Annotated in this window: 21 protein-coding genes; 7 read left to right on the top strand and 14 right to left on the bottom strand. The window is 66.7% G+C overall.

Annotation, left to right across the window (positions count from 1 at the left end; all coding sequences use genetic code 11):
- Window positions 1-90: 90 nt before the first annotated feature.
- Window positions 91-939: an AfsR/SARP family transcriptional regulator gene (locus ABZ942_RS37675; RefSeq protein ID WP_357390779.1), complete on the top strand. Its 849-nt coding sequence runs from the start codon at window positions 91-93 to the stop codon at window positions 937-939.
- A 130-nt stretch (window positions 940-1,069) separates the two neighbouring features.
- Here ABZ942_RS37675 and ABZ942_RS37670 read toward each other — a convergent pair whose 3' ends face one another.
- Both ABZ942_RS37670 and ABZ942_RS37665 read right to left on the bottom strand, forming a co-directional pair.
- Window positions 1,070-2,161 carry a CSLREA domain-containing protein gene (locus tag ABZ942_RS37670; protein WP_357390777.1) on the bottom strand — a complete coding sequence of 364 codons (1,092 nt, stop codon included), beginning with the start codon at window positions 2,159-2,161 and terminating at the stop codon, window positions 1,070-1,072.
- Between the two features lie 167 nt (window positions 2,162-2,328).
- Entirely contained in the window at window positions 2,329-2,649 is a 321-nt protein-coding gene (locus ABZ942_RS37665) for a DUF4873 domain-containing protein (protein ID WP_357390775.1), read from the bottom strand.
- A gap of 181 nt (window positions 2,650-2,830) precedes the next feature.
- Between ABZ942_RS37665 and ABZ942_RS37660 the strand changes: the two genes are divergently transcribed.
- The 4 genes from ABZ942_RS37660 to ABZ942_RS37645 are packed head-to-tail and all read left to right on the top strand — an operon-like array spanning window position 2,831 to window position 6,238.
- Window positions 2,831-3,823, top strand: coding sequence for a diiron oxygenase (locus ABZ942_RS37660; RefSeq protein ID WP_357390773.1), 993 nt, complete (start codon window positions 2,831-2,833; stop codon window positions 3,821-3,823).
- Window positions 3,820-4,821 (top strand): diiron oxygenase, encoded by a 1,002-nt coding sequence (locus tag ABZ942_RS37655; RefSeq protein WP_357390771.1) that lies wholly within the window; start codon window positions 3,820-3,822, stop codon window positions 4,819-4,821. The genes ABZ942_RS37660 and ABZ942_RS37655 overlap by 4 nt, the downstream gene beginning before the upstream one ends.
- A 2-nt stretch (window positions 4,822-4,823) precedes the next feature.
- Window positions 4,824-5,897: a ferredoxin--NADP reductase gene (locus ABZ942_RS37650; protein WP_357390769.1), complete on the top strand. Its 1,074-nt coding sequence runs from the start codon at window positions 4,824-4,826 to the stop codon at window positions 5,895-5,897.
- Between the two features lie 8 nt (window positions 5,898-5,905).
- Window positions 5,906-6,238 carry a DUF4873 domain-containing protein gene (locus ABZ942_RS37645; RefSeq protein WP_357390767.1) on the top strand — a complete coding sequence of 111 codons (333 nt, stop codon included), beginning with the start codon at window positions 5,906-5,908 and terminating at the stop codon, window positions 6,236-6,238.
- Here ABZ942_RS37645 and ABZ942_RS37640 read toward each other — a convergent pair.
- Together ABZ942_RS37640 and ABZ942_RS37635 are read right to left on the bottom strand one after the other, a co-directional pair.
- Window positions 6,227-7,114: an ergot alkaloid biosynthesis protein gene (locus ABZ942_RS37640; RefSeq protein ID WP_357390765.1), complete on the bottom strand. Its 888-nt coding sequence runs from the start codon at window positions 7,112-7,114 to the stop codon at window positions 6,227-6,229. The genes ABZ942_RS37645 and ABZ942_RS37640 overlap by 12 nt on opposite strands.
- A complete protein-coding gene (locus ABZ942_RS37635) occupies window positions 7,111-7,563 on the bottom strand; it encodes a nuclear transport factor 2 family protein (protein ID WP_357390763.1) in 453 nt (150 codons plus the stop codon). Before ABZ942_RS37635 ends, ABZ942_RS37640 begins: the two co-directional genes overlap by 4 nt.
- A gap of 91 nt (window positions 7,564-7,654) precedes the next feature.
- Between ABZ942_RS37635 and ABZ942_RS37630 the strand changes: the two genes are divergently transcribed.
- Window positions 7,655-8,254, top strand: coding sequence for a TetR/AcrR family transcriptional regulator (locus ABZ942_RS37630; protein WP_357390761.1), 600 nt, complete (start codon window positions 7,655-7,657; stop codon window positions 8,252-8,254).
- Here ABZ942_RS37630 and ABZ942_RS37625 read toward each other — a convergent pair.
- The 8 genes from ABZ942_RS37625 to ABZ942_RS37590 form a co-directional block, all read right to left on the bottom strand.
- Window positions 8,228-9,529: a diguanylate cyclase gene (locus tag ABZ942_RS37625; protein WP_357390759.1), complete on the bottom strand. Its 1,302-nt coding sequence runs from the start codon at window positions 9,527-9,529 to the stop codon at window positions 8,228-8,230. The two genes, ABZ942_RS37630 and ABZ942_RS37625, sit on opposite strands and share 27 nt — an antisense overlap.
- A 53-nt stretch (window positions 9,530-9,582) precedes the next feature.
- Window positions 9,583-10,392 (bottom strand): SAM-dependent methyltransferase, encoded by an 810-nt coding sequence (locus ABZ942_RS37620; protein ID WP_357390757.1) that lies wholly within the window; start codon window positions 10,390-10,392, stop codon window positions 9,583-9,585.
- A 163-nt stretch (window positions 10,393-10,555) separates the two neighbouring features.
- Entirely contained in the window at window positions 10,556-11,755 is a 1,200-nt protein-coding gene (locus ABZ942_RS37615; RefSeq protein WP_357390755.1) for an ROK family protein, read from the bottom strand.
- 26 nt (window positions 11,756-11,781) lie between these two features.
- Window positions 11,782-12,966 carry an ABC transporter permease gene (locus ABZ942_RS37610; protein WP_357390753.1) on the bottom strand — a complete coding sequence of 395 codons (1,185 nt, stop codon included), beginning with the start codon at window positions 12,964-12,966 and terminating at the stop codon, window positions 11,782-11,784.
- Between the two features lie 47 nt (window positions 12,967-13,013).
- Window positions 13,014-13,787 carry an ATP-binding cassette domain-containing protein gene (locus ABZ942_RS37605; protein WP_357390751.1) on the bottom strand — a complete coding sequence of 258 codons (774 nt, stop codon included), beginning with the start codon at window positions 13,785-13,787 and terminating at the stop codon, window positions 13,014-13,016.
- A 70-nt stretch (window positions 13,788-13,857) separates the two neighbouring features.
- Window positions 13,858-14,943, bottom strand: a complete 1,086-nt coding sequence (locus ABZ942_RS37600; RefSeq protein WP_357390749.1) for a substrate-binding domain-containing protein — start codon at window positions 14,941-14,943, stop codon at window positions 13,858-13,860.
- 218 nt (window positions 14,944-15,161) lie between these two features.
- A complete protein-coding gene (locus tag ABZ942_RS37595) occupies window positions 15,162-15,758 on the bottom strand; it encodes an NAD(P)H-dependent oxidoreductase (RefSeq protein WP_357390747.1) in 597 nt (198 codons plus the stop codon).
- Between the two features lie 60 nt (window positions 15,759-15,818).
- Window positions 15,819-16,577 (bottom strand): methyltransferase domain-containing protein, encoded by a 759-nt coding sequence (locus ABZ942_RS37590; protein WP_357390745.1) that lies wholly within the window; start codon window positions 16,575-16,577, stop codon window positions 15,819-15,821.
- A 150-nt stretch (window positions 16,578-16,727) separates the two neighbouring features.
- Between ABZ942_RS37590 and ABZ942_RS37585 the strand changes: the two genes are divergently transcribed.
- Entirely contained in the window at window positions 16,728-17,444 is a 717-nt protein-coding gene (locus ABZ942_RS37585) for a hypothetical protein (protein WP_357390743.1), read from the top strand.
- 7 nt (window positions 17,445-17,451) lie between these two features.
- On the opposite strand, the gene ABZ942_RS37580 is transcribed toward ABZ942_RS37585, so the two are convergent.
- Complete coding sequence (locus ABZ942_RS37580; RefSeq protein WP_357390741.1) at window positions 17,452-18,372, bottom strand: LLM class flavin-dependent oxidoreductase; 921 nt, start codon at window positions 18,370-18,372, stop codon at window positions 17,452-17,454.
- A gap of 73 nt (window positions 18,373-18,445) precedes the next feature.
- Window positions 18,446-18,856 (bottom strand): nitroreductase family deazaflavin-dependent oxidoreductase, encoded by a 411-nt coding sequence (locus ABZ942_RS37575; protein WP_357390739.1) that lies wholly within the window; start codon window positions 18,854-18,856, stop codon window positions 18,446-18,448.
- Between the last annotated feature and the right edge of the window lie 141 nt (window positions 18,857-18,997).

Raw genomic sequence — 18,997 nt, 5'->3', positions numbered from 1 at the left:
AAAAACATCGGCATTCAGGACGATGTTTCCGCAGGTGGTCGCTCCTAATCTGGTGACCGCTACCCCGGACAAACGCTGTGCGGAGGAATCATGGAAATGATCATGTGCCGGGTCCTCGGACCGATCGAGGTCGAGATCGACAGCGTGCCGATCGATCTGCGTGGCGCGCGCCCACGGCAGCTGCTCGCCGCGCTGTCGTTCGCGGCGGGCGCGTCGGTCTCGAACGAGGCTCTTGCCGAATACCTTTGGGGCCGTTCGGCGCTCGATCAGCCGAGCGCCAAGGTACGGGTCGTCGTGCACCGATTGCGCGCAGCGCTCGGGCCGCACGCCGACCGGATTCTCGAGCTCGACCGATGCGGCTATCGGTTGGTGCTGCCACCCGAGCACACCGATCATGGGCAGTTCGCCGACCTGATCGGCGCGGGAATTCGGGCGTCGCTCGACGGTCGGGCGGCCGAGGCGGTGGCCATGCTGCGCGCGGGCCTGCCCCTGTGGCGCGGGCAACCGTGGGTCGAGCTCGGGGATTCGCCGGAGGTGCTCGGCGCGCGGGCCAAATTGGTGGAGCTGCGCGAGTTGGCGATCGAGGAGCTGCAGGCCGCCCGGTTGGCGTGCGGGGATACCGCCGAGGCCGTTGCGGCGTTGAGCGAGGCCGTGATTCAGGCGCCGTACCGTGAGCGTCGGTGGGAACTATTGGCTGTCGGCCTGTTTCGCAGCGGTCGGCAGGCGGACGCGCTGGCGGAGCTGCGCAAGGTCCGGCAGGTGCTGCGCGAGGAGGTCGGCGTCGAACCGGGGCCCGCCCTGCGCGAGCTGGAGCGGCGGCTGCTCGACCATGATCCCGGGCTGCTGCTGCGGGACGCGTCGATTCAGGCCGGCAGCCGAGCCGCCGGAAATCTCGTACGCGGGTTCCGAACCTATCCCGCCACACGACAGGCCAGTTGATCAGGACGATCCGGCGGTGGCGCCGGAGACGAGCATCGACATCACCCAGGCGAAGGCCTGGCCGAGGACGGTCATCCAGTCGCCTACATTGAACGAACCCATCGCGAATTTCCTTCTGGTTGTGGCGGTTTCAGCGTGCGCCCGCGTCGGGACGGACCTCGTCGCCCGCGGCGGTGAGGTCGCAGGAGTGGTCATTGCTGAGGTTGGCGCCGGTGGAGAGGATGATCGCAAACACCTTCTTGCAGTTCTGCTCGCCGAGGCCCGCGGTGTTCTGCGCGATGGTCGAACCGCGCAGGATCAGGTGGCCCATACCGGGATTGACGGCATCGGTGAGCTGATACGGCAAGGTGTCGAGGTACCCGGGTGCGATGTTGATGCCGCCACCGCCGTCATCGGCGCTGTTGCCGATGACGAGGGTGTCGATGAGCACCACCTCGCCGACACCGCGGACGTCGAGTCCGCCACCGCGGCCCGCGAATCCGCCGAAGCGGTACCACTTGGCATGCGGGTTCACCACACGGTTGTCGGTGATTTCGGTGCGGGTGAAGGTGCAGGTGTTGTCGCAGCGCACGCCCCCGGCCTCGCCCGCCGCATTGGCGGTGATGATGCTGTCGGTGGCCTTCATGTCGGCGACCGGGATGTTGAAGATGCCGCCGCCGTAGTCGGCCGCGTTCCCGGTGACCGTCACATGATCGAGAATCAGCTTGCCGGAGTTCGCGATTCCGCCGCCACCGGTCTCGAACAACGGGATCTCGTGCTCGGTCGCATTACCGCCGGTGATGGTCAGGCCGGAGATCGAGACGTGCGCGGTGGTCAGCACGACGCGGTCCCGGTGTCCGGCATCGAGAATCGTGCGATCCTGTCCCGCACCTTCGATGATCGTGTCGGCGTTGACATCGAGGTCACCGGTGGCCGGATCGATCAAGGGGCCGTTGGTGTTCCAGAAATTCGGCGGAATGGTCAGCACATATCGTCCTTCCGGAACCCGAATAGTGCTGCCCGGCCGGACATTCGCCGCCTGTACCGCGGCCCGCAGCGTGCACTCGCCGGAGTCGGTGCGGCACTGACCGTCGAATGGATTCGCCGCCGCCCCGTCGGCAGTGGTTGTCACAGTGAACACTTCGGGCGACATCCCCGCCGACCCGGTATCGGCCGTCGCGGGCGCCCCGCACAGCACACCGAGGAATACGACACCGATCATCGACATAGACGAGACCTTCATCTGACCAACCACTCTCGGCACGACAACTCCGGATCGAGACGACGCCTATCCGGCGCACTGTCTCAGCCGTTTCGGTTCTAACAGAACCAAAACCCGTGCCGCAGGGTGTCGACCGGTTCCTTCGCTATTGCACAATTCCGCTGGGCGTGTCGACAGCAGCGCGCATTTCAGCGCAACGGATACGGCGGGGTGCTCTTGCCCATGATGCGGTAGCGGTTCCACAGGTCGCGGTCGCCGACCACGGCGGGGCGGGCGTCGTCGCCGGTGCGGACCACGCAGGCGGTGCGTTGTTCGTCGCCGAGTACCGCGGTGAGGACGTCGTTGGCGTCGACTCGGCCGACCCAGCGATAGACGCCGTCGGTGGGCTCGGGATAACCCCGAATCTCCAGGTGGACTGGCACTTCCACGCCGCGGACGACCAGCGTTCCCGCGCCGTAGTAGTCGGCGCCGTCGTGCGGGCTGCGTTCGGCTGCGCTGCGTTGCGCCATGGCGTGCACCTTTTCGAAGCGGCGGAAATCCGTGTCTCAGACAATCTTGACAATACCGACCAGTGGTTCCAGACTCAAGGGTGTCGGTACCAGCGGTACCGGGTACACATTTCACGATCGTGCGCCGTTGCGGGTCGAGGCCGGTGACGCACGCGCGTGCACCGGAGGAGAGCCGAGCACGATGGGAACGCCGAGCCCCGAGCCGATCGAATTCCATTCGCCCACTACCACTTCGGGCACTCCGGTGCGCCGTCGGCGCACCGTCACCGATCGCAAGCTCAGCGCCAGGCGGCTCCTGCTCGATGCCGCGGCGGAGACCTACGACGGCGACCTCGACATCGATTGGTCGGCGCCGATCGATCCCGAAAAGCGCTGGCTGCCCGACCAACTCAGCACCATTCACGGCACCTGGCTGTGGCGCCGGATGGGTACCGAACAGCGCGCCACCCTCGCCAAATACGAGCTCGCCAACCTGTTGACGCTCGCCATCTACGCCGACGCCGCTCGGTCCATGCTGCTGTTCCGCGAGATCATCGAGGCCTGCGGCCCGGCCGACGACGAGACCCGCGCGGCGCTCGCCGGCATCCACGCCGACAGCCGCACCATGGCCATGTTCAGCAGGATGGTGCACAAGAGCGGCCTGGCGCCCTACCGACGGCCCGTACTCGCCCAGGTGGTGTCCCGGCTGGTGCTGTTGACGCCGAAGAACACCGCGACCTCGGCGGTGACGTTGCTGTTCCAGCAGGCCATGTACGACGTGGCCACAACCATCGCCGACGACCCCGACATCCAGCCGCATCTGCGCCAGCTGATGAAGATCCATCAGGTCGCGGCGCAACACAACCTGGCCTATGCCCGAGACGAGCTGATCGCCGAAATCGATGAGCACGGACCAATTTCCAACGCGGTGGCCGCGCTGTGGGCAGCGGCGGCGACCAGCGTGCTCTATCCGGCACTCATCGCGGCGCGCCCCTATCGCGCGGCGGGCGTGCGCACCAGGCACGCACTGCCCACTGCCCTGCTCAGCCCGCACTATGCCGACTCGGCCCGCACCTTCACCGAATCCTTTGTGCGCCAAGGTGTTCAGGTCGGCCTGTTCGGCGGCCCGCTGACCACCACCATGCTCCGGCTCGGCCGCGTCTGGCCCGGCTCCACCTCGAGGAGACAGCGATGACCACCCACGACACCACGCCCAGCCGGCACGCGGTCAGCACCGCGGGCATGTCGACCACCCGCGGCAAGAACGTCGGTGACCGACAGAAGACCGCCCAGCGCCTGCTGCGCTCGGCGGCCGACCGCGCCTACGACGGCGAGGTCGACATCAACTGGGACGCCCCGCTCGACCCGGACAAGAAGTGGATACTCGATCATCGGCAGACGCTGTATGGAACGTACCTGTGGGACAGGCTGACCGAGGAGCAGCGCCGCACCCTCGGCATGCACGAGGCGGTCAGCGCGCTGAGCTTCGGGATCATCGTCGAGTCCGGCCTGTCCGCGTTCCTGCTGCGCCAGTTCCTCGAGCACGGGGATCCGGGTGACGACCACAGCCGGTACGCGCTGGCCGAAGTCGGCGAGGAGACAAGACATTCCACGATGTTCAGCAGGCTCATCAACAAGTCGGGCCTGCCCGCCTATCAGCCGTTCGTGCCCAAGGCGCTGTTCAAGGCGGTGCGGCTGATCGGCCTCGTTCCGATGGGCCCGGCCACCATGGGCGGGCTGCTGCTGGTCGAGGAGACGCTGGACCGGTTGCAGCGGGAGAACATGGACGATCCGCGCATTCAGCCACATATGTGCCAGCTCAACAAGATTCACGTCCTCGAAGAGGCGCGCCACATCACCTATGCCCGCGAGGAACTGGTGCGCCAGATCGCCAAGCACGGCAAGGTGGTCAATGCCGCCCACCGGCTGGTGTTCTCGGTGCTGGTGTTCGGGATTCAGCCCGCCATCGTGACGCCGCGGGTCTATCGCGCGGTCGGCATCCACCCGCTGCACGGGTTGGTCGTCGCCCTGCTGAATCCGAACTACCGGGACAACGCCAAGTTCGCCGGGGAAATGCTGCTGCGCTACGGCTACGAGGTCGGGTTGGTGCGCGGTGCGGTCAGCACCCGGATCCTGCGGCTGGCCAGGGCGCTGCCCGACGACATCGTGGCCGAGCTGTCGCGGACGGCGTGACGATGGCCGAACCGGATACCGCCGCGCCGCTACCGGCGGCGACCGCGAATACCCATGTGCACGAGCTGGAGATCGTCGAGGTGATCCGCGAGACCGCCGACGCCGTCTCGCTGGTCTTCGAGGTGCCCGACCTGCTGGCGCCACGATTCCGCCATCGCCCAGGGCAATTCCTCACCCTGCGCATCCCGAGCGAACAGACCGGCTCGGTCGCCCGCTGCTATTCGCTGTCCAGCTCACCGCATCTCGACGACGACCTGATCATCACCGTGAAACGCACCGAAGGCGGCTATGCGTCGAACTGGCTGTGCGACAACGCCGTTCCCGGTCTGCGCGTGACCACCCTGTCCCCGTCCGGCGTCTTCACACCGAAGTCGCTGGACGCCGACCTACTGATGATCGCGGCGGGCAGCGGTATCACCCCGGTCGTCTCGATCATCAAGTCCGCCTTGATCGCAGGCACCGGCACGATCTACCTCTTCTACGCCAATCGCGATGCGCCCTCGGTCATCTTCGGCACCGAGCTCGCGGACATGATGGCCGAGTACCCGGATCGACTCATCGTCGACCACTGGCTGGCCTCGGCCATGGGCCTGCCCACCGCCGAGGCGCTGACCGAGCGCCTCTGGCCGTACACCGGATTCGACGCTTTCCTCTGTGGTCCAACGGCATTCATGAATACAGCGCGTTCCGCGATGATCGCCGCGGGGATGAGCGACCGGCACGTGCATACCGAGATCTACCAGTCACTGACCGGTGATCCCTTCGCGGAGATCGTGATCACCCGCGACGATGCCGAAACACCGGCCACCGCAACGGTGGAACTCGACGGTCGCCGCCTGGAGCTGGCCTGGCCGCGCCACACCCCGCTCCTGGACGTCCTGCTCGCCAGCGGATACGACGCGCCCTACTCCTGTCGCGAAGGCGCGTGCAGTGCGTGCGCCTGCACCGTCCGTTCCGGCGAGGTCCGAATGCTCCGCAACGACACCCTGGTGGACGCCGACCTCGCCGTCGGTCTCACCCTCGCCTGCCAATCCGTCCCGCTCACCGACCACGTCGACCTCGCCTTCGACCAATAGGACCGATCATGGCGGACCCCGCCGACGACTACGACTATCAGGGCCCGGCGACCGTCACCATCGACGGTGCCGACATCACCGTCGAGCTCACCCTGCGCGGCCACTTCCAGGGTCTCGACGGAATCTACCGCTGGTACGGGCGAATTCGGCCGAATCCGGAACTCGCCGCCGCCGTCGGTGACCTGGCGGACGCGCAGGTCACCACGGCCTTCGGCACAGTGCCCGCCGTCATCGGCGACCTCGACTTCTGGGGCCGCTACCGTATTTCCGGTCGCAGCACACCACCGTTCTTCGTGCCGAAGAGCCTGGCCGAGATCGAGGGCCCGCGATCAGTACACTGAACCGCCCGGCAGCACAACGACTTCCGCGGCCGTGTCCGCCGCCAGCTCGGTCCAGTTGCGCGCGATGAACGCCCGGAACGATCCGGCCTCGCGGCCGGTCACGTCCGGCACCACCGATGTGACACGATCTTCGGCACCACGCCGGATCTCGTCATCGAGTCCGGCGAGGAATGCCGCGTAGTCGGCGGGCACGCCGGATTCGCGGACCAACTCGGCGAATTCGGCGACGCCGACCGGCTCATGGCGCACCAGCCGCCCGGTCTCCTCGGCGATGATCGCGGCGGCCTGCGCGTAATTCAACGCCTCCGGTCCGGTGATCACGTGATCGGTGTTGTGCGGCAACGGATCCAGCAGCGCGCGCACCGCCACGGCGGCGATGTCCGCCGCGTCGACGAAGGCCACCCGGCCGTCGCCGGTCGCGGTGACGATCTCACCCGTTGCGCGAATGCCGGCCGCCACCGGATGCCCACCGACGAAGTTCTGCATGAACCACGACGGCCGCAGCACCGCCCATTCCGGCACCGCGCCGCGCACCAGGCCGTACAGCCTGCCGAGCCCCGGCGTCCGGTCGGTAATCGCCGACGAGCCGAGCAGCACCACTCGCCGTACCCCGGCCCGCACCGCCTGGGCCAGAAAGGGTTCCACGATCAGCGCCGGATCGGTCGCGCCGATCGGCGGGACCAGGTAGATGCCCTCCACTCCGGCCAATGCGGGCCCATACGTCTCGGGATCGTGCCAGTCGAATCGAATCTGCTTATCACCCAGCGGGTTTCGACTGGCGATCCGCACCTCGGCTCGCTCCGCGTCCAGTCCCGCGGCGACTCTGCTTCCGGTGGTCCCGGTGCCACCGGTGACCAGGATGGTCGGCTCGCTCATAGCTTTCCCTCCGTAGCGCCGAACGACGCGAGCTCACCGGCGCCACCGAGCGCTTCGGCGGCGGCGAGTGGATTCCAGTAGTCGCGGTAATGCACGATCTCGCCCGCGCGCACGGTGATCACCGCGATATAGCGCATGCGGTACGGCCGCCCGGTTCGGACGGCGACTCCGTCCGCCGCGAACTCGACGATCACGATCTCGGGATCGCCGGTCACGTGCACGGTCGGCGCATCGATCGCACGAATATCGAGCTGCTCGGGATAGTCGCGCAGGTAGTCCTCGATCGCCGCGCGCCCGGTCACCTCCGTCGGGTACCCGGCCGGTGCGAACGGGAATTCGATGCTGCCCCGTTCCGCCCAGAGTCCCGCGAACCCGACCATGTCCTTGGCCAGAAGCAGCCGCAACGCCGCCGCGACGACCTCGGCCGGAGTAAGTGCCGATTGGGGCATGAGACCCTCCCGTTCATTTGGACGATACGGTACCGTCCTGTCCTAATATAGTCGGGACGGCACCGTCTCGTCCATTCCGTATACTGCGGCCATGTCCGAGAAACCCCGACGCGCCCCCACCGGTGCCGCCGTCCTGCAACCGCAGATCACCGCCGCCGTCACCGCGGCAGTGATGGCGGAGCTGGCCACAAACGGCTACGCCAGGCTGTCGATGGAGGCGGTGGCCAAGCGCGCGGGCGTCGGCAAGAGCGCTCTCTACCGGCGCTGGCCGTCCAAGCAGGACATGGTTGTCGCGGTGCTCGGCGAGTTCAGCGTCGAGCTGGCCGAATTCGCCGACACCGGAGCGCTGCGCACCGACCTCATGGCAGCGTTGGACGTACTGCACACCTGGCTCACGCACCCGGAAATGGCGGCGATCCTGCCCGACCTCACCGCCGAGGCAGGGCGCAATCCCGTACTGGCGCAGGCGGTTCGGACCACCATCGGGCAACCGCGGCGGGCACTGGCCCTGCGGCTGTTGCAGCGCGCCATCGAACGCGGCGAGCTGCCCGCCGATACCGACATCGAGATGGCGCTGGATCTCATTGCCGGACCGATGTTTTGGCGCTTGAACGTCCGACACGCCGAAGCCGAGCCGGATTACCCCGACCGGCTGGCCGACCATTTACTCCGCGCGCTGAACGCCCGGTGACGATTGCCGCTGCCGGAACCGCGACTCGCGCATGCCCTGCGCGGCCTTGTTGCGGTACATGGCGGTATCGGCCGCATGCATGAGTTGATCCGGGGCAGTGGGCACATCGTCGAGAAAGACGGTGCCGATGCTGGCGGCCACGGTCACCAGGTGACCCTCCACCTCCATCGGTTCGATGAGCGCCTGCGACAACCAGCCGGAAACCTCGGTCAATTTCGCTGCACCCGAACACTTTTCGATCAGCACGATGAATTCGTCGCCGCCGAGCCGCGCGACCAGACCGTCGACCGGCTCGACGGCCGCGCGTAGTCGCTGCCCGACGACCCGAAGTACCTTGTCCCCCACCGTGTGTCCCCACACATCGTTGATCTCCTTGAACCCGTCGAGGTCGAGGTAACAGACGCCGATCGGGGGGCTGGCGTTCGCCAGCCGGTCGAAGAACAGGGTGCGGTTGGGCAGGCCGGTGAGGCTGTCGTGGTTGGCGTCGTGCCACAGCCGGTCGGCCAGCTGCTTGCGTTCGGTGATGTCGACCGCCACCCCGATCAGGAACCGCACCTGCCCGGCCCGGTCGCGCACGGCCGACATCGAGAGGTCGATGGTGGTGATGGTGCCGTCCGGGCGCAGGTGATCGGTCTCCAGCCGGAAGCGGTCGGACGCGCCGCTCAGCAACCCCTGCAACTCGGCGAAGGCATTCCCGATATTGGCCGGGCCGAGCAGTTCGGCGACCGACCGGCCGGGCATGAGTTCCACTGGCAGACCGAGCATTTCGGCCATCGCGACGTTCGAGTCGAGCACCCGCCCGGCCACATCGATGGTGCCGATGCCGACCGAGGCGCCCGCGAAGACGGCGGCGAACCTGGCCTCCGACAGCTGCCGCTTGGCCTCGGCCTCCTGCGCGGCCGCCAGCGTCGCGACCAGGGTGGCTTCCTGTTCGGCCAGCGCCGCCGTCCGCAGCGCCGCGGTGAAGCCGGCCGCGAATTCGGCGGCGGCGACCACCGCGCGGTCGCGGATGCGCTCATAGTTCGGTTCGGTCCTGGTCGGGCAGAGGTCGGCCACCAGGTCGTGGCAGATCACCACCACCGAACGACTGACCGCCACCGCGTCCCGATAATTCGCCGCGACCAGCACCGAGGCGGCATCACGAGCGACGCTGAGATCGGCCAGGCCGAGCACAACCGCTTCGAGCGCCTCACCGAGCCCGGCGAGCATGGCCTCGATCTGGGTCCGCGTGAGGGTGGGGGCCACCGCGCCATCGAGCGCCTCGGCCCACCGCATCGCTAGCTCATGCGACCCCACTCAGGGACCCCCTGCTGGCTCGTGTTCGCGCTTCAGACCTTTCGACCGACGCCGGCCAGCCCGAGCGACCGACCCGGTGCCTCGTGCAGATCTCGCTCGGACTCCGGGCGCCAGACCGGCAGCTCGACCACGCCGGGCTCGATCAGGTCCCATCCATCGAACATAGCGACGATTCCGTCGCGATTGCGGAAATGGATGCCAACTCGACTCTCATCCGTTGCGTGGGCGCCTAACTTGCCCGCGTCCTCGGGGCGCATCTCGGAGGTGAGGTGCGAAATGGCGACGTAGCTGCCCGGTTCGACGGCGGCGCGCAGGTCGGCCACCTTTTTGATGGGCTCGTCGCCGTCCGAGAGCAGGTGCAGCACCGCGACCAAGAGAAGACCAACCGGTTGGTCGAAATTGATCAGTCCGGTGTCACTCGCCCGGTCGAGCAGCTCGGCGGGCTTGCGCAGGTCGGCCTCGATGGCCGCGGCCCGGCTGTTGCCCTGCAGGATCGCGCGCGAATGCGCGGCGGCCACCGGGTCGATGTCCACGTACAGCACCCGAATTTCGGGGTCGATGCCCTGCACCACCTCGTGCACGTTGCCTGCGGTCGGGATCCCCGACCCGATGTCCAGGAATTGGCGGATGCCGGAATCGGCCAGGAAGCGCACCGCCCGGCGCAGGAACGCCCGATTGCTCAGCGCCAGCCGGGGCAGGTCGGGCACCAGCTTCTTGGCCATCTCGGCGGCCCTGCGGTCGATGTCGAAATTATGCGAGCCACCGAGCAATGCGTCGTACATCCGTGCCGGGCTCGCCTGCTGCATATCCACGCCCTCGGGTGCCCACGCCGGCCTGTCCATCGAAACCCCTTTGATTGCTCGCGCTCGAAACACCGTCATCACGATCGGCCGACCCACTCGAGTGTCGTGTGCTTGATCACCCGAACGGTGGTCTGAGCATAGTAGTCGGCTTTGGTGACCAGCGGGAAGATCACGTCTGACCGTGGTTGGCCCGCACCCGGTTTCAGCTGCGGATCCGGGCCAGCGTCTGCACGGGGTCGGTCAGCACATCGGTGAAGGCGAGCTCCGCGGCGCCGAGCAAGGTCGCATCGCCGCCGAGCGCCGAGGTGCGCAACCGCACCCGTTCGCGGACCGCGAGCAGGCCGTCGACCGCCACCCGGCTGCGCACCTGGGCCGCCGAGGCGAGGTAAATCTCGCGCAGCACGCCGCCGAAGACGACCATCGACGGGTTGAAGATGTTGACCAGGTTGGCGACGCCGTAGCCCAGCCAGTCCCCCACCTGGTGCAGCGCGTCCCTGGCCGTCGAGTCGCCGCGAGCCGCGGCCTCCACGATGGCCTCGACCGCGGCCCGGCCCGCCGGGTCGGTGCGCCCGGCGGCGGCGATCAGACCGAGCTCGCCCGCCTCGACCTCGAGACAGCCGCGCGATCCGCACGCGCAGGCCCGCCCGTCCCGGTTGACGATCATGTGGCCGACCTCGCCCGCGTAGCCGCCCTCGCCGCCGAGCAGCTGACCGCCCATGATGATGCCCGCGCCGATGCCGACGTCGCCGTGCAGGTAGATCAGGTCGGACAGGCCGGCGGCGACGCCGCGTTCGCGTTCGGCGAGCGCGCCGAGGTTGGCGTTGTTGCCGACCGCGACGCGCAGGCCGAGGTCGAGTTCCCGAGTCAAGCTCGCGCCGAACGGCACATCGACCCAGCCGATGTTCGGTCCGTAACGGACGACGCCGTCCTCCTCCCGCACCATTCCGCAGAACGCCACGCCGACACCGACGCACACGGCATCGCGGGTGGCCTTGCCGATCATCTCGCGCGCCATGGTCGCCAGCGTGGCGATCACGTCGTCCGGGTCGAAAGTGCCACGCGGGCGGGCGGTTTCGACCTGGTCGAGGACCGATCCCCCCAGCCCGACCCTGGCCGCGGCGAGCCGATCGGCGCCGACGTCGAGCGCGACGACGTAGACGCGATCCGATTCCGGCCGTACCACCAGCGAGGGACGACCCGCCTTGCCGGTCTGGCCCGGCAGCTCCTCACGCACCAGACCGACCGCGGCTAGATCGGCGGTCAACGCCAGAATGGTGCTGCGGTTCAGCCCCATTCGCTCCGCGAGCGTGGCCCGCGAGACCGGGCCGCCGCGATGGACGTGCCGGAGCAACCCAGCCAGATTGCTCTTACGGATCTCATCAGGAGAAGGGGCTGCTCGCATTCACCGTCCTTCGCTGCCGGGTGGGGTTACCTACGGAGTAGCGTGCGCTTGCGCGACAAGGCGTCTACGCCGGCCGCCAAGAGCAGCACGAATCCTGTCACAACGAATTTCGTGCCCGCGCTGTAGCCCATCAGGCCCATGCCGTTGTCGATCACCGCGACCACGGCGGCGCCGAGGACCGCGTCCAGCATCCGGCCGCGACCGCCGAACAGACTGGTGCCGCCGATGACCGCCGCGCCGACCGCGAGGAGCAGGACGCTGCTGCCGCCGGTGTTCGGATCGACGGAGTTGGCGCGGGAGGCCGCGACCAGGCCGCCGACCGCGGCCATCGTCGAACACAGCACGAAGGCAGTGATTTTCACACGGTCCACCGTGATGCCCGCCCGCCGCGCGGCCTCGGCGTTGCCGCCGACCGCGTAGATGTGCCTGCCGAAGGACGTGCGGTTGAGCACAAAGGTCCACAGCAGCAACAGGATCGCGATCAGCGGGACCACAATCGGCATGCCCTTGAGCGAGTGCAGTTCCGGGTTGCGGCTGCGTTCGCCGTTGAGCACCAGCACCGCGATGCCGAGCACCACCGCGACGGCGACGATCCGCGCCACGATCACCGGCGCGGTCTCGCCGGTGAGCCCGAGTTTGGTGCGGGCCCGCAGTTTTCGGTATTGCAGGAACGCGAACCCGACCACCAGCACGAGGTACATCAGCCAGCCGATCAGCGGCGGGACGTTCTTGTTCGCGATGGCGAGAATGGTGTCGTCGCGGATGGAGATGTTGCGACCGTTGTCCATGATCTTCAGCGCGACCCCTTGCAGCGCAAGGAAAGCCGCGAGCGTCACCACGAACGACGGTATGCCGATCTTCACCACGATGGTGCCGATGATCAGCCCGATCACCACGCCGGTGAGTAGCGACGCCAATACCGCCAGATACCAGGGCCAGCCGCGGTCGGTGAGCAACACCGCGAGCACCGCCGCGCAGACGCCGCTGGTGAATCCGGCCGACAGGTCGATCTCGCCGAGCAGTAGCACGAAGATCAGGCCCATCGCGATCACCGCGATCGCCGCGCCCTGGGTGAACAGGTTCGCGAAGTTGGCCTCGGACATGAAGACCGGGCGCGCGACCCAGAAGACGCAGGACAGGATGACCAGGGCGATCACGGAAGGTAGCGCGCCCATGTCACCACTGCGCACTCGTCCGACGTAAGTGTTCACTAACTCGGAAACTGGTGCAGTAGAAGGCTTTTCAGTAAGTATGGCGCTCATCCTTTGACTCCATTCGCGTCCAGGCCCAGTGCGCCGCTGCGGCCCGCCGTAATCAGTTCGACGACCTGCCCGTGGGTCACATCGGAGGTCCGGACCTGGGCGGCCATCCGCCCCAGGTACAGCGCCGCGATCCGATCCGAGACCGCGAAGACGTCGTTCATATTGTGCGAGATCAGCACTACCGCAAGACCTCGGTCGGCCAGCCGGCGCACCAGCTCCAGCACCTGCTGGGTCTGCTGTACGCCGAGCGCGGCGGTCGGCTCGTCGAGGATCACCACCTTGCTGTTCCACAGCACGGCTTTCGCGATCGCGACGGTCTGCCGCTGACCGCCGGACAGGCTCGACACCTGCTGCCGGACGCTCTTGACGGTCCGAACGGACAAGCTCGCCAAGGTTTTTCCGGCCAGCTCCTCCATCGCGTACTCGTCGAGCACGATGCCGTTCTTGCGCTCGCGGCCGAGGAACATGTTCTGGACGATGTCGAGGTTGTCGCAGAGCGCGAGATCCTGGTACACGATCTCGATGCCGAGCGCGCCCGCGTCGCGCGGGCTGTGCACATGAACGGGCTTGCCCTCGAACAGGAATTCCCCCGCGTCCATCGGGTGGGTGCCACCTATGCACTTGATGAGCGTGGACTTTCCGGCCCCGTTGTCGCCGACCAGTGCCGTCACCTCACCCGCGTAGGCGCTGAAGGCGACGTCGTGCAGGACGTGAACCGGCCCGAAACTCTTTTCTAGGCCACGTAATTCGATTACCGGCGTATCAGTCATGGGTGCTGCTCCTGAGAAGGGCGCCCCGTCCGCCGTCCCCTCATCGAAACGGCGGAAGGGGCTGGGTCGATCAGATGCCGTTGTCCGCGCAGAGTTTCGCGATCTCGCCGGTGCACAGCTCGGCCTTGGTGACGTAGCCGTCCGCGACAACGTCTTTCACCTGCTGGAGGTAGATCGGCTTGGGCTCCAACAGCACCGACGGCACATCGGTCTTGGCCTCAGGATCCTGTACCTTGCCGTTCGCCTGACCCGGCTGGCCCTTGGTCAGCCCGATGGCCAGCTCGGCCGCCGCCTCGGCTTCCTTCTTGATCGCCTTGTACACGGTCAGGCACTGATCGCCCTTCAGGACGTTCTGCAGGCCCTGCACCGTGGCGTCCTGGCCGCTCACCGGGACCTGGCCGTTGAGCTTCTGCTTCTTCAGCACCGCGATCGCGGCGTTGGCGAGTCCGTCGTTGGCGGCGACCACGCCACCGATGTTCGGCGTGCCGGTGAGCATCTGCTCGAAGATGGTGCCCGCCTGGGTGTTATCCCATTCCGGCACGGCCTGGTCCGGGCCCTTCGCGAACTGGCCCGCGTCGAACTTCGGCTTCAGCACGCCGTCGTAGCCGGTCTTCAGCAGCGTGGCGTTGTTGTCGGTCGGGCCGCCGTTGAGGTAGGCGATCACCGGCTTGACCGCGTTCTTGTCGGTCAGGCATTTCGCGACGCCCTCGCCGAGCAGGCTGCCGACCTTCACATTGTCGAACGACACGTAGAACTGGGCGCCGCCGCCGAGGGTGAGCCGGTCGTAGTCGATGACCGTGACGCCCTGCGCCTTGGCCTTCTGGATCACGGCCTTGCCGGTGCCGCTGTCCAGGTTCGTCATCAGCAGCACCGACGCGCCGTTGGTCATCATCTGATCGGCGATCGTCTGGAAGGCGGTCTTGTCGCCCTGCGCGTTCTGGATGTCGGCCTTGACGCCTGCCGCGTCGAACGCCTGCTGCAGGTACTTGCGGTCCGCGGTCTCCCAGCGGGCCGAGGTCTTGCTGTCCGGCAGGATCACCCCGATCTTGGCGCCGCCACCTCCCGAGCTTTTCGAGTCGTCACCACAAGCAGTCAAAGTCAACGAGGTAAGCACGGCGACCGAGACGGCCGCAACGCCGAGAATGCCCTTACGCATGAGGGGGCCTTTCGTGGAACCACCGGCCCGGGAATGCCAGGACGGTCGAGGTCGAGCGAATGTTGTTCGCTGCAACATATTCGACTGTGACCCACAGCACAACCTGTTCTAGCGACCAATTTGTTGTTCGAGATAACAATCAGGACACGTGAGCATGTGCTCACATCCATCCCGGGTCTGGCGGCATGGCATCGGCTCGACTGCCGGAGATCGACTGCCTAACTGTCCGCGGCGAGGGCGGCGGCCAAGGTGCGGGCCTCACGCAGCCAGGTGGTGCGCTGCTGTTCGGTTGAGTCGGTCACCATGCGGAATACCTTGCGCCGCACGTCCTCCACACCGATGTAAGGCAGTACGCAGGACGCCCAGATCTGCTGCAGCGGGTCACCGAAGACGTCGCGCTCGCGGTCCTCGGCGGTGTCGGAGGTGTTGAGTATCAAGGCGCGCTTGGCATGCAGTAGTCCGATCGGTTCTCCGGCCGCGTCGGCCAGCTTGTATGCCACGGCAGGGGTGAGGACCCGCTGCACCCAGCCCGTCAGGATCGCGGGCGGCATGCCCCACCAGTTCGGATGCACGAATATCAGGGCATCGAGCTCGGCGAGTTCGTCCTGGTACCGCCGAACCTGCTCGTCGCCCGACGGCGTGCCGTCGACGGTCTCGGTCTCCTGCGCGGCCAGCATCGGGTCGAAGCCCTCCGCGTACAGGTCATGCGGCACGACCTCGACCGCTTGTCCCCGCAACTCGTCGACCACCGCGTCGAAGAGCGCTTTGTTGAAACTGTCGGACTGAGGATGGGCCAGGTACACCGCGATACGCATGCCGACCACTGTGCCCGCGAGAAGCCGCGCTGGACAATCCTATTCAGCACGGCCCAGTGGTTACGCGGACTCTCGACGTAATACCGCCTGATATTCCCACGCGTCCCAGAGCGGATGAGTGGTCGAATACCGTTGGTCCGTCCGGAGTTCCGCGCCGTCGAGTTCCATTCGCTCTACGACAAGACCGGTGCCTTCGGCCAACAGCAACAGGTCGGCGGGCGTGTAGCAGCGGCCGAACTGATCGAGTGCTTCGGACTCTTTGTCGACCGGCCACCACCGGTCGCTGAAGTGGCTGGATATCGGGTCGTAGTCATTGAAGTTCGCGAGGTCGACGATGTATTCCTCCTGGTCGACCTCGCCCGCGACACGAGCCCACTTCCACGGGCTGAACACATCGACGATCATCGCGCCGCCCGGCCGCAACCATTCGCCGCTGACCCGGCGCAGCAGCGTGCGCTGGTCGGCGTCGCTACCGACACCGAAGCCGTTCCAATAGACCACACAGTCGAACTGCCCATCGAATTCGACCTGATAGAAATCACCTTCGACGATCCGCAGATCGCGCCCGGCGACCTCGGCCGCCCGTTCTCGCGCCTGCCGCGCCCGCACCGAACTGAGCTCCACCGCGACCACGGAGTAGCCGAGATCCGCCATCACCACCGCGGTTGTCCCACTGCCCGCACCCAATTCGAGGACGCGTTCGACCCCATCGCCCGCCAGCCGGGCGATAGACGCCGCGCGCTGCCGATCCGACTCCTGCACGGTCTGCGGACCCCACCACATCGGCGCGGTCTCGAAGAACTGCTTTACCCAATCCATGAAGAGTCCCCCCTCGGCCAGACGGTCACCGACCCGCTTACCCCCAGGCCGATTCGTTATCACTCGGATCCTGCCCGATCTTCCGCCGCACGGAAAGGGGGATACCCAAGGGACACTTCGCGATCTCACCGATCTGGCACCATGTGTACCGTGACCGCGCAGATCGACACGAGCAAATGGGTGCGTGCGGCCGCGCTCGACAATGCCGCGTGGTGCGATGCGATATGCCGGTCGCACAGGCTGACCGGCGAATTCGATGCCGCCGCATGGACGAGTGCCCAGCGGACCCCACTCCTGTATCCAGACGCGGTGACTCTCAGCCCAGATACGGCCGCCGATCAGCTGCTGAGGCGAATCGACTGTGCCGCACCCGGCGCGTCGATCAAGGACAGCTTCGCGTGTCTAGACCTGAGCGCGGCAGGCTTCCATATCCGCTTCGAGGCACAGTGGATCTATCGACCAGCCGACCTTCGGCCAACCGCCTCGCCACCCCGATGGACGCGGATCATCGATCCCGAATCGCTGTCCGCATGGACGACCGAATGGAGTCGAGATTCGTTAGTCCGCAAGGTATTTCGACCGGAGCTGCTGGTCGATGATTCGGTAGCGGTACTCGGTCGCTGGGATGGCGACCAGCTCACCGCCGGCGCGATCGCTCACCGAAGTAGGAACGTGGTGGGCGTATCCAATCTGTTCCACTCAGGCATCGAGGCCACCGAGGCTTGGGCTGATTGCTCGAGCACGATCTACCAATTGTGGCCTGGCCGAGCCATCGTCGGCTACGAGCAGGACGAGGACTTGGCCGCGGCTATCCATTATGGCTTCACTCCTGTTGGCCCGCTGCGGGTTTGGATCGCCTCGGACTAGGGCGAGCTCAGGCGACGTGCGGCAGGACCTCGGCGGTGATCCGTTCCATCTGCGCGGCCGAGTCGAAAAGTGGGTTGATCAGGATCATTTCGGCGCCGGCCGCGGCCACCGCGCGCAGTTCCTGGATGCAGGTATCCGGTGGGCCGCAGACGGCGACCGGCAGCAAAGTCTTGCCGAAGTCACCGTATTGGGAGACCAGCGCCTCGGTCATGCGGCGCTGTGCGCGGTCGACATCGTCATCCAGCGCGATGTAGACGCGCTTCGCGACGGGGAAATCCGTTGCCTGCCTGCCGTTCTCGGCGAGCGCCGCACGAACGATCGGAACCTGCTCGGCGAACTCGGCCGTCGTCGTGGACCCGGCCCCGAAAAACCCGTCTCCCTGCCGAACCGCTCGCCGCAACGCAGCAGGCTTACTACCACCGAACCACAAAGGGGGATAAGGCTTCTGAAACGGCTTAGGCTCCATCGTGGCCCCCGCCAACTGCCAGAACTCCCCGTCGATATCCACCTCCGGCTGAGTCCACAGCGCCTTCATCACCCGCAGCCCCTCATTGAACCGCCGCACCAGATTGTCCGCGGGATCGACATCGAATGCCGAAAACATCCGGCCCCGCCCGCCGATCCCCACTCCGACCTCGAGCCGCCCCCGACTCAACTGATCCAACGTCGAGATCCGCTTCGCCAGATGCACCGGATTATGCAACGGCGTCACAAACACCGCGCACCCCAACCGCAACCGCCCATTACTCGCCGCCGCGAACGCCAACGTCTCCAACGGACTCAAAGCAGGCGCCTTCCCCAACACCTGCTCCGTCATCCACGCACTCTCGTACCCGAGCTCCTCCGCCCGCCCCAAATACTCCCGAAGTTCCTCCGGCTGAAAGGTGCCATCGGGAGCATGCTGCGGAATCGAGATCGCGTATCGCATGGTTTCGACCCTAACGCGGCAACCCGGGGGCGTCTGCGACCCGAGGTCAGCGGCGGTGTGGCGGGCCGGTTCGCTAGTTCTCGAGGGTGAGGGTTACCACGGGGATTACTCGGTCGGTTTTTTCTTCGTATTCGGCGAAGCCGGGCATGACCTCGACCATGGCGGCGTAGAGGCGGTCGCGTTCTGGGCCGGAGGTGATGGGAGTGGCGGTGGCTTTGTGGGTTTCGGTGCCTACCTCGATGGTGACTTCGGGGTTGGCGCGGAGGTTGTGGTACCAGTCGGGGCTGGTGGGGGCGCCTGCTTTGGAGGCGATGATGACGAGGTTGGCGCCGTCACGGACGTAGGCGACGGGGGTGGTGCGGGAGAGGCCGGATTTCGCGCCGGTGGTGGTGAGCAGGAGGAGGTCGGCGCCTTCGAAGGGGCCGCCTACTTTGCCTGCGTTGTTGCGGAATTCCTCGATGATCTGCGAGTTCCAGTCGGACATGCGGGCTCCTCGGAATGGGAAAGCGGATATATGCCGTTACCCGAGCTTATCGACTAGATCAGCTGACCGGCGCTATCCGAGGACCCCTCGGCCCGTCGAGCGGGACAGCGCTGCGGCTCAGGCCGTCGCGCTGTCCCGCTC

The sequence above is a fragment of the Nocardia sp. NPDC046473 genome, assembly GCF_040645995.1.
Lineage (GTDB): Bacteria > Actinomycetota > Actinomycetes > Mycobacteriales > Mycobacteriaceae > Nocardia.
Note: the sequence above shows the minus strand (reverse complement) of the source record. Positions and strands in the feature narration are given on the sequence as shown.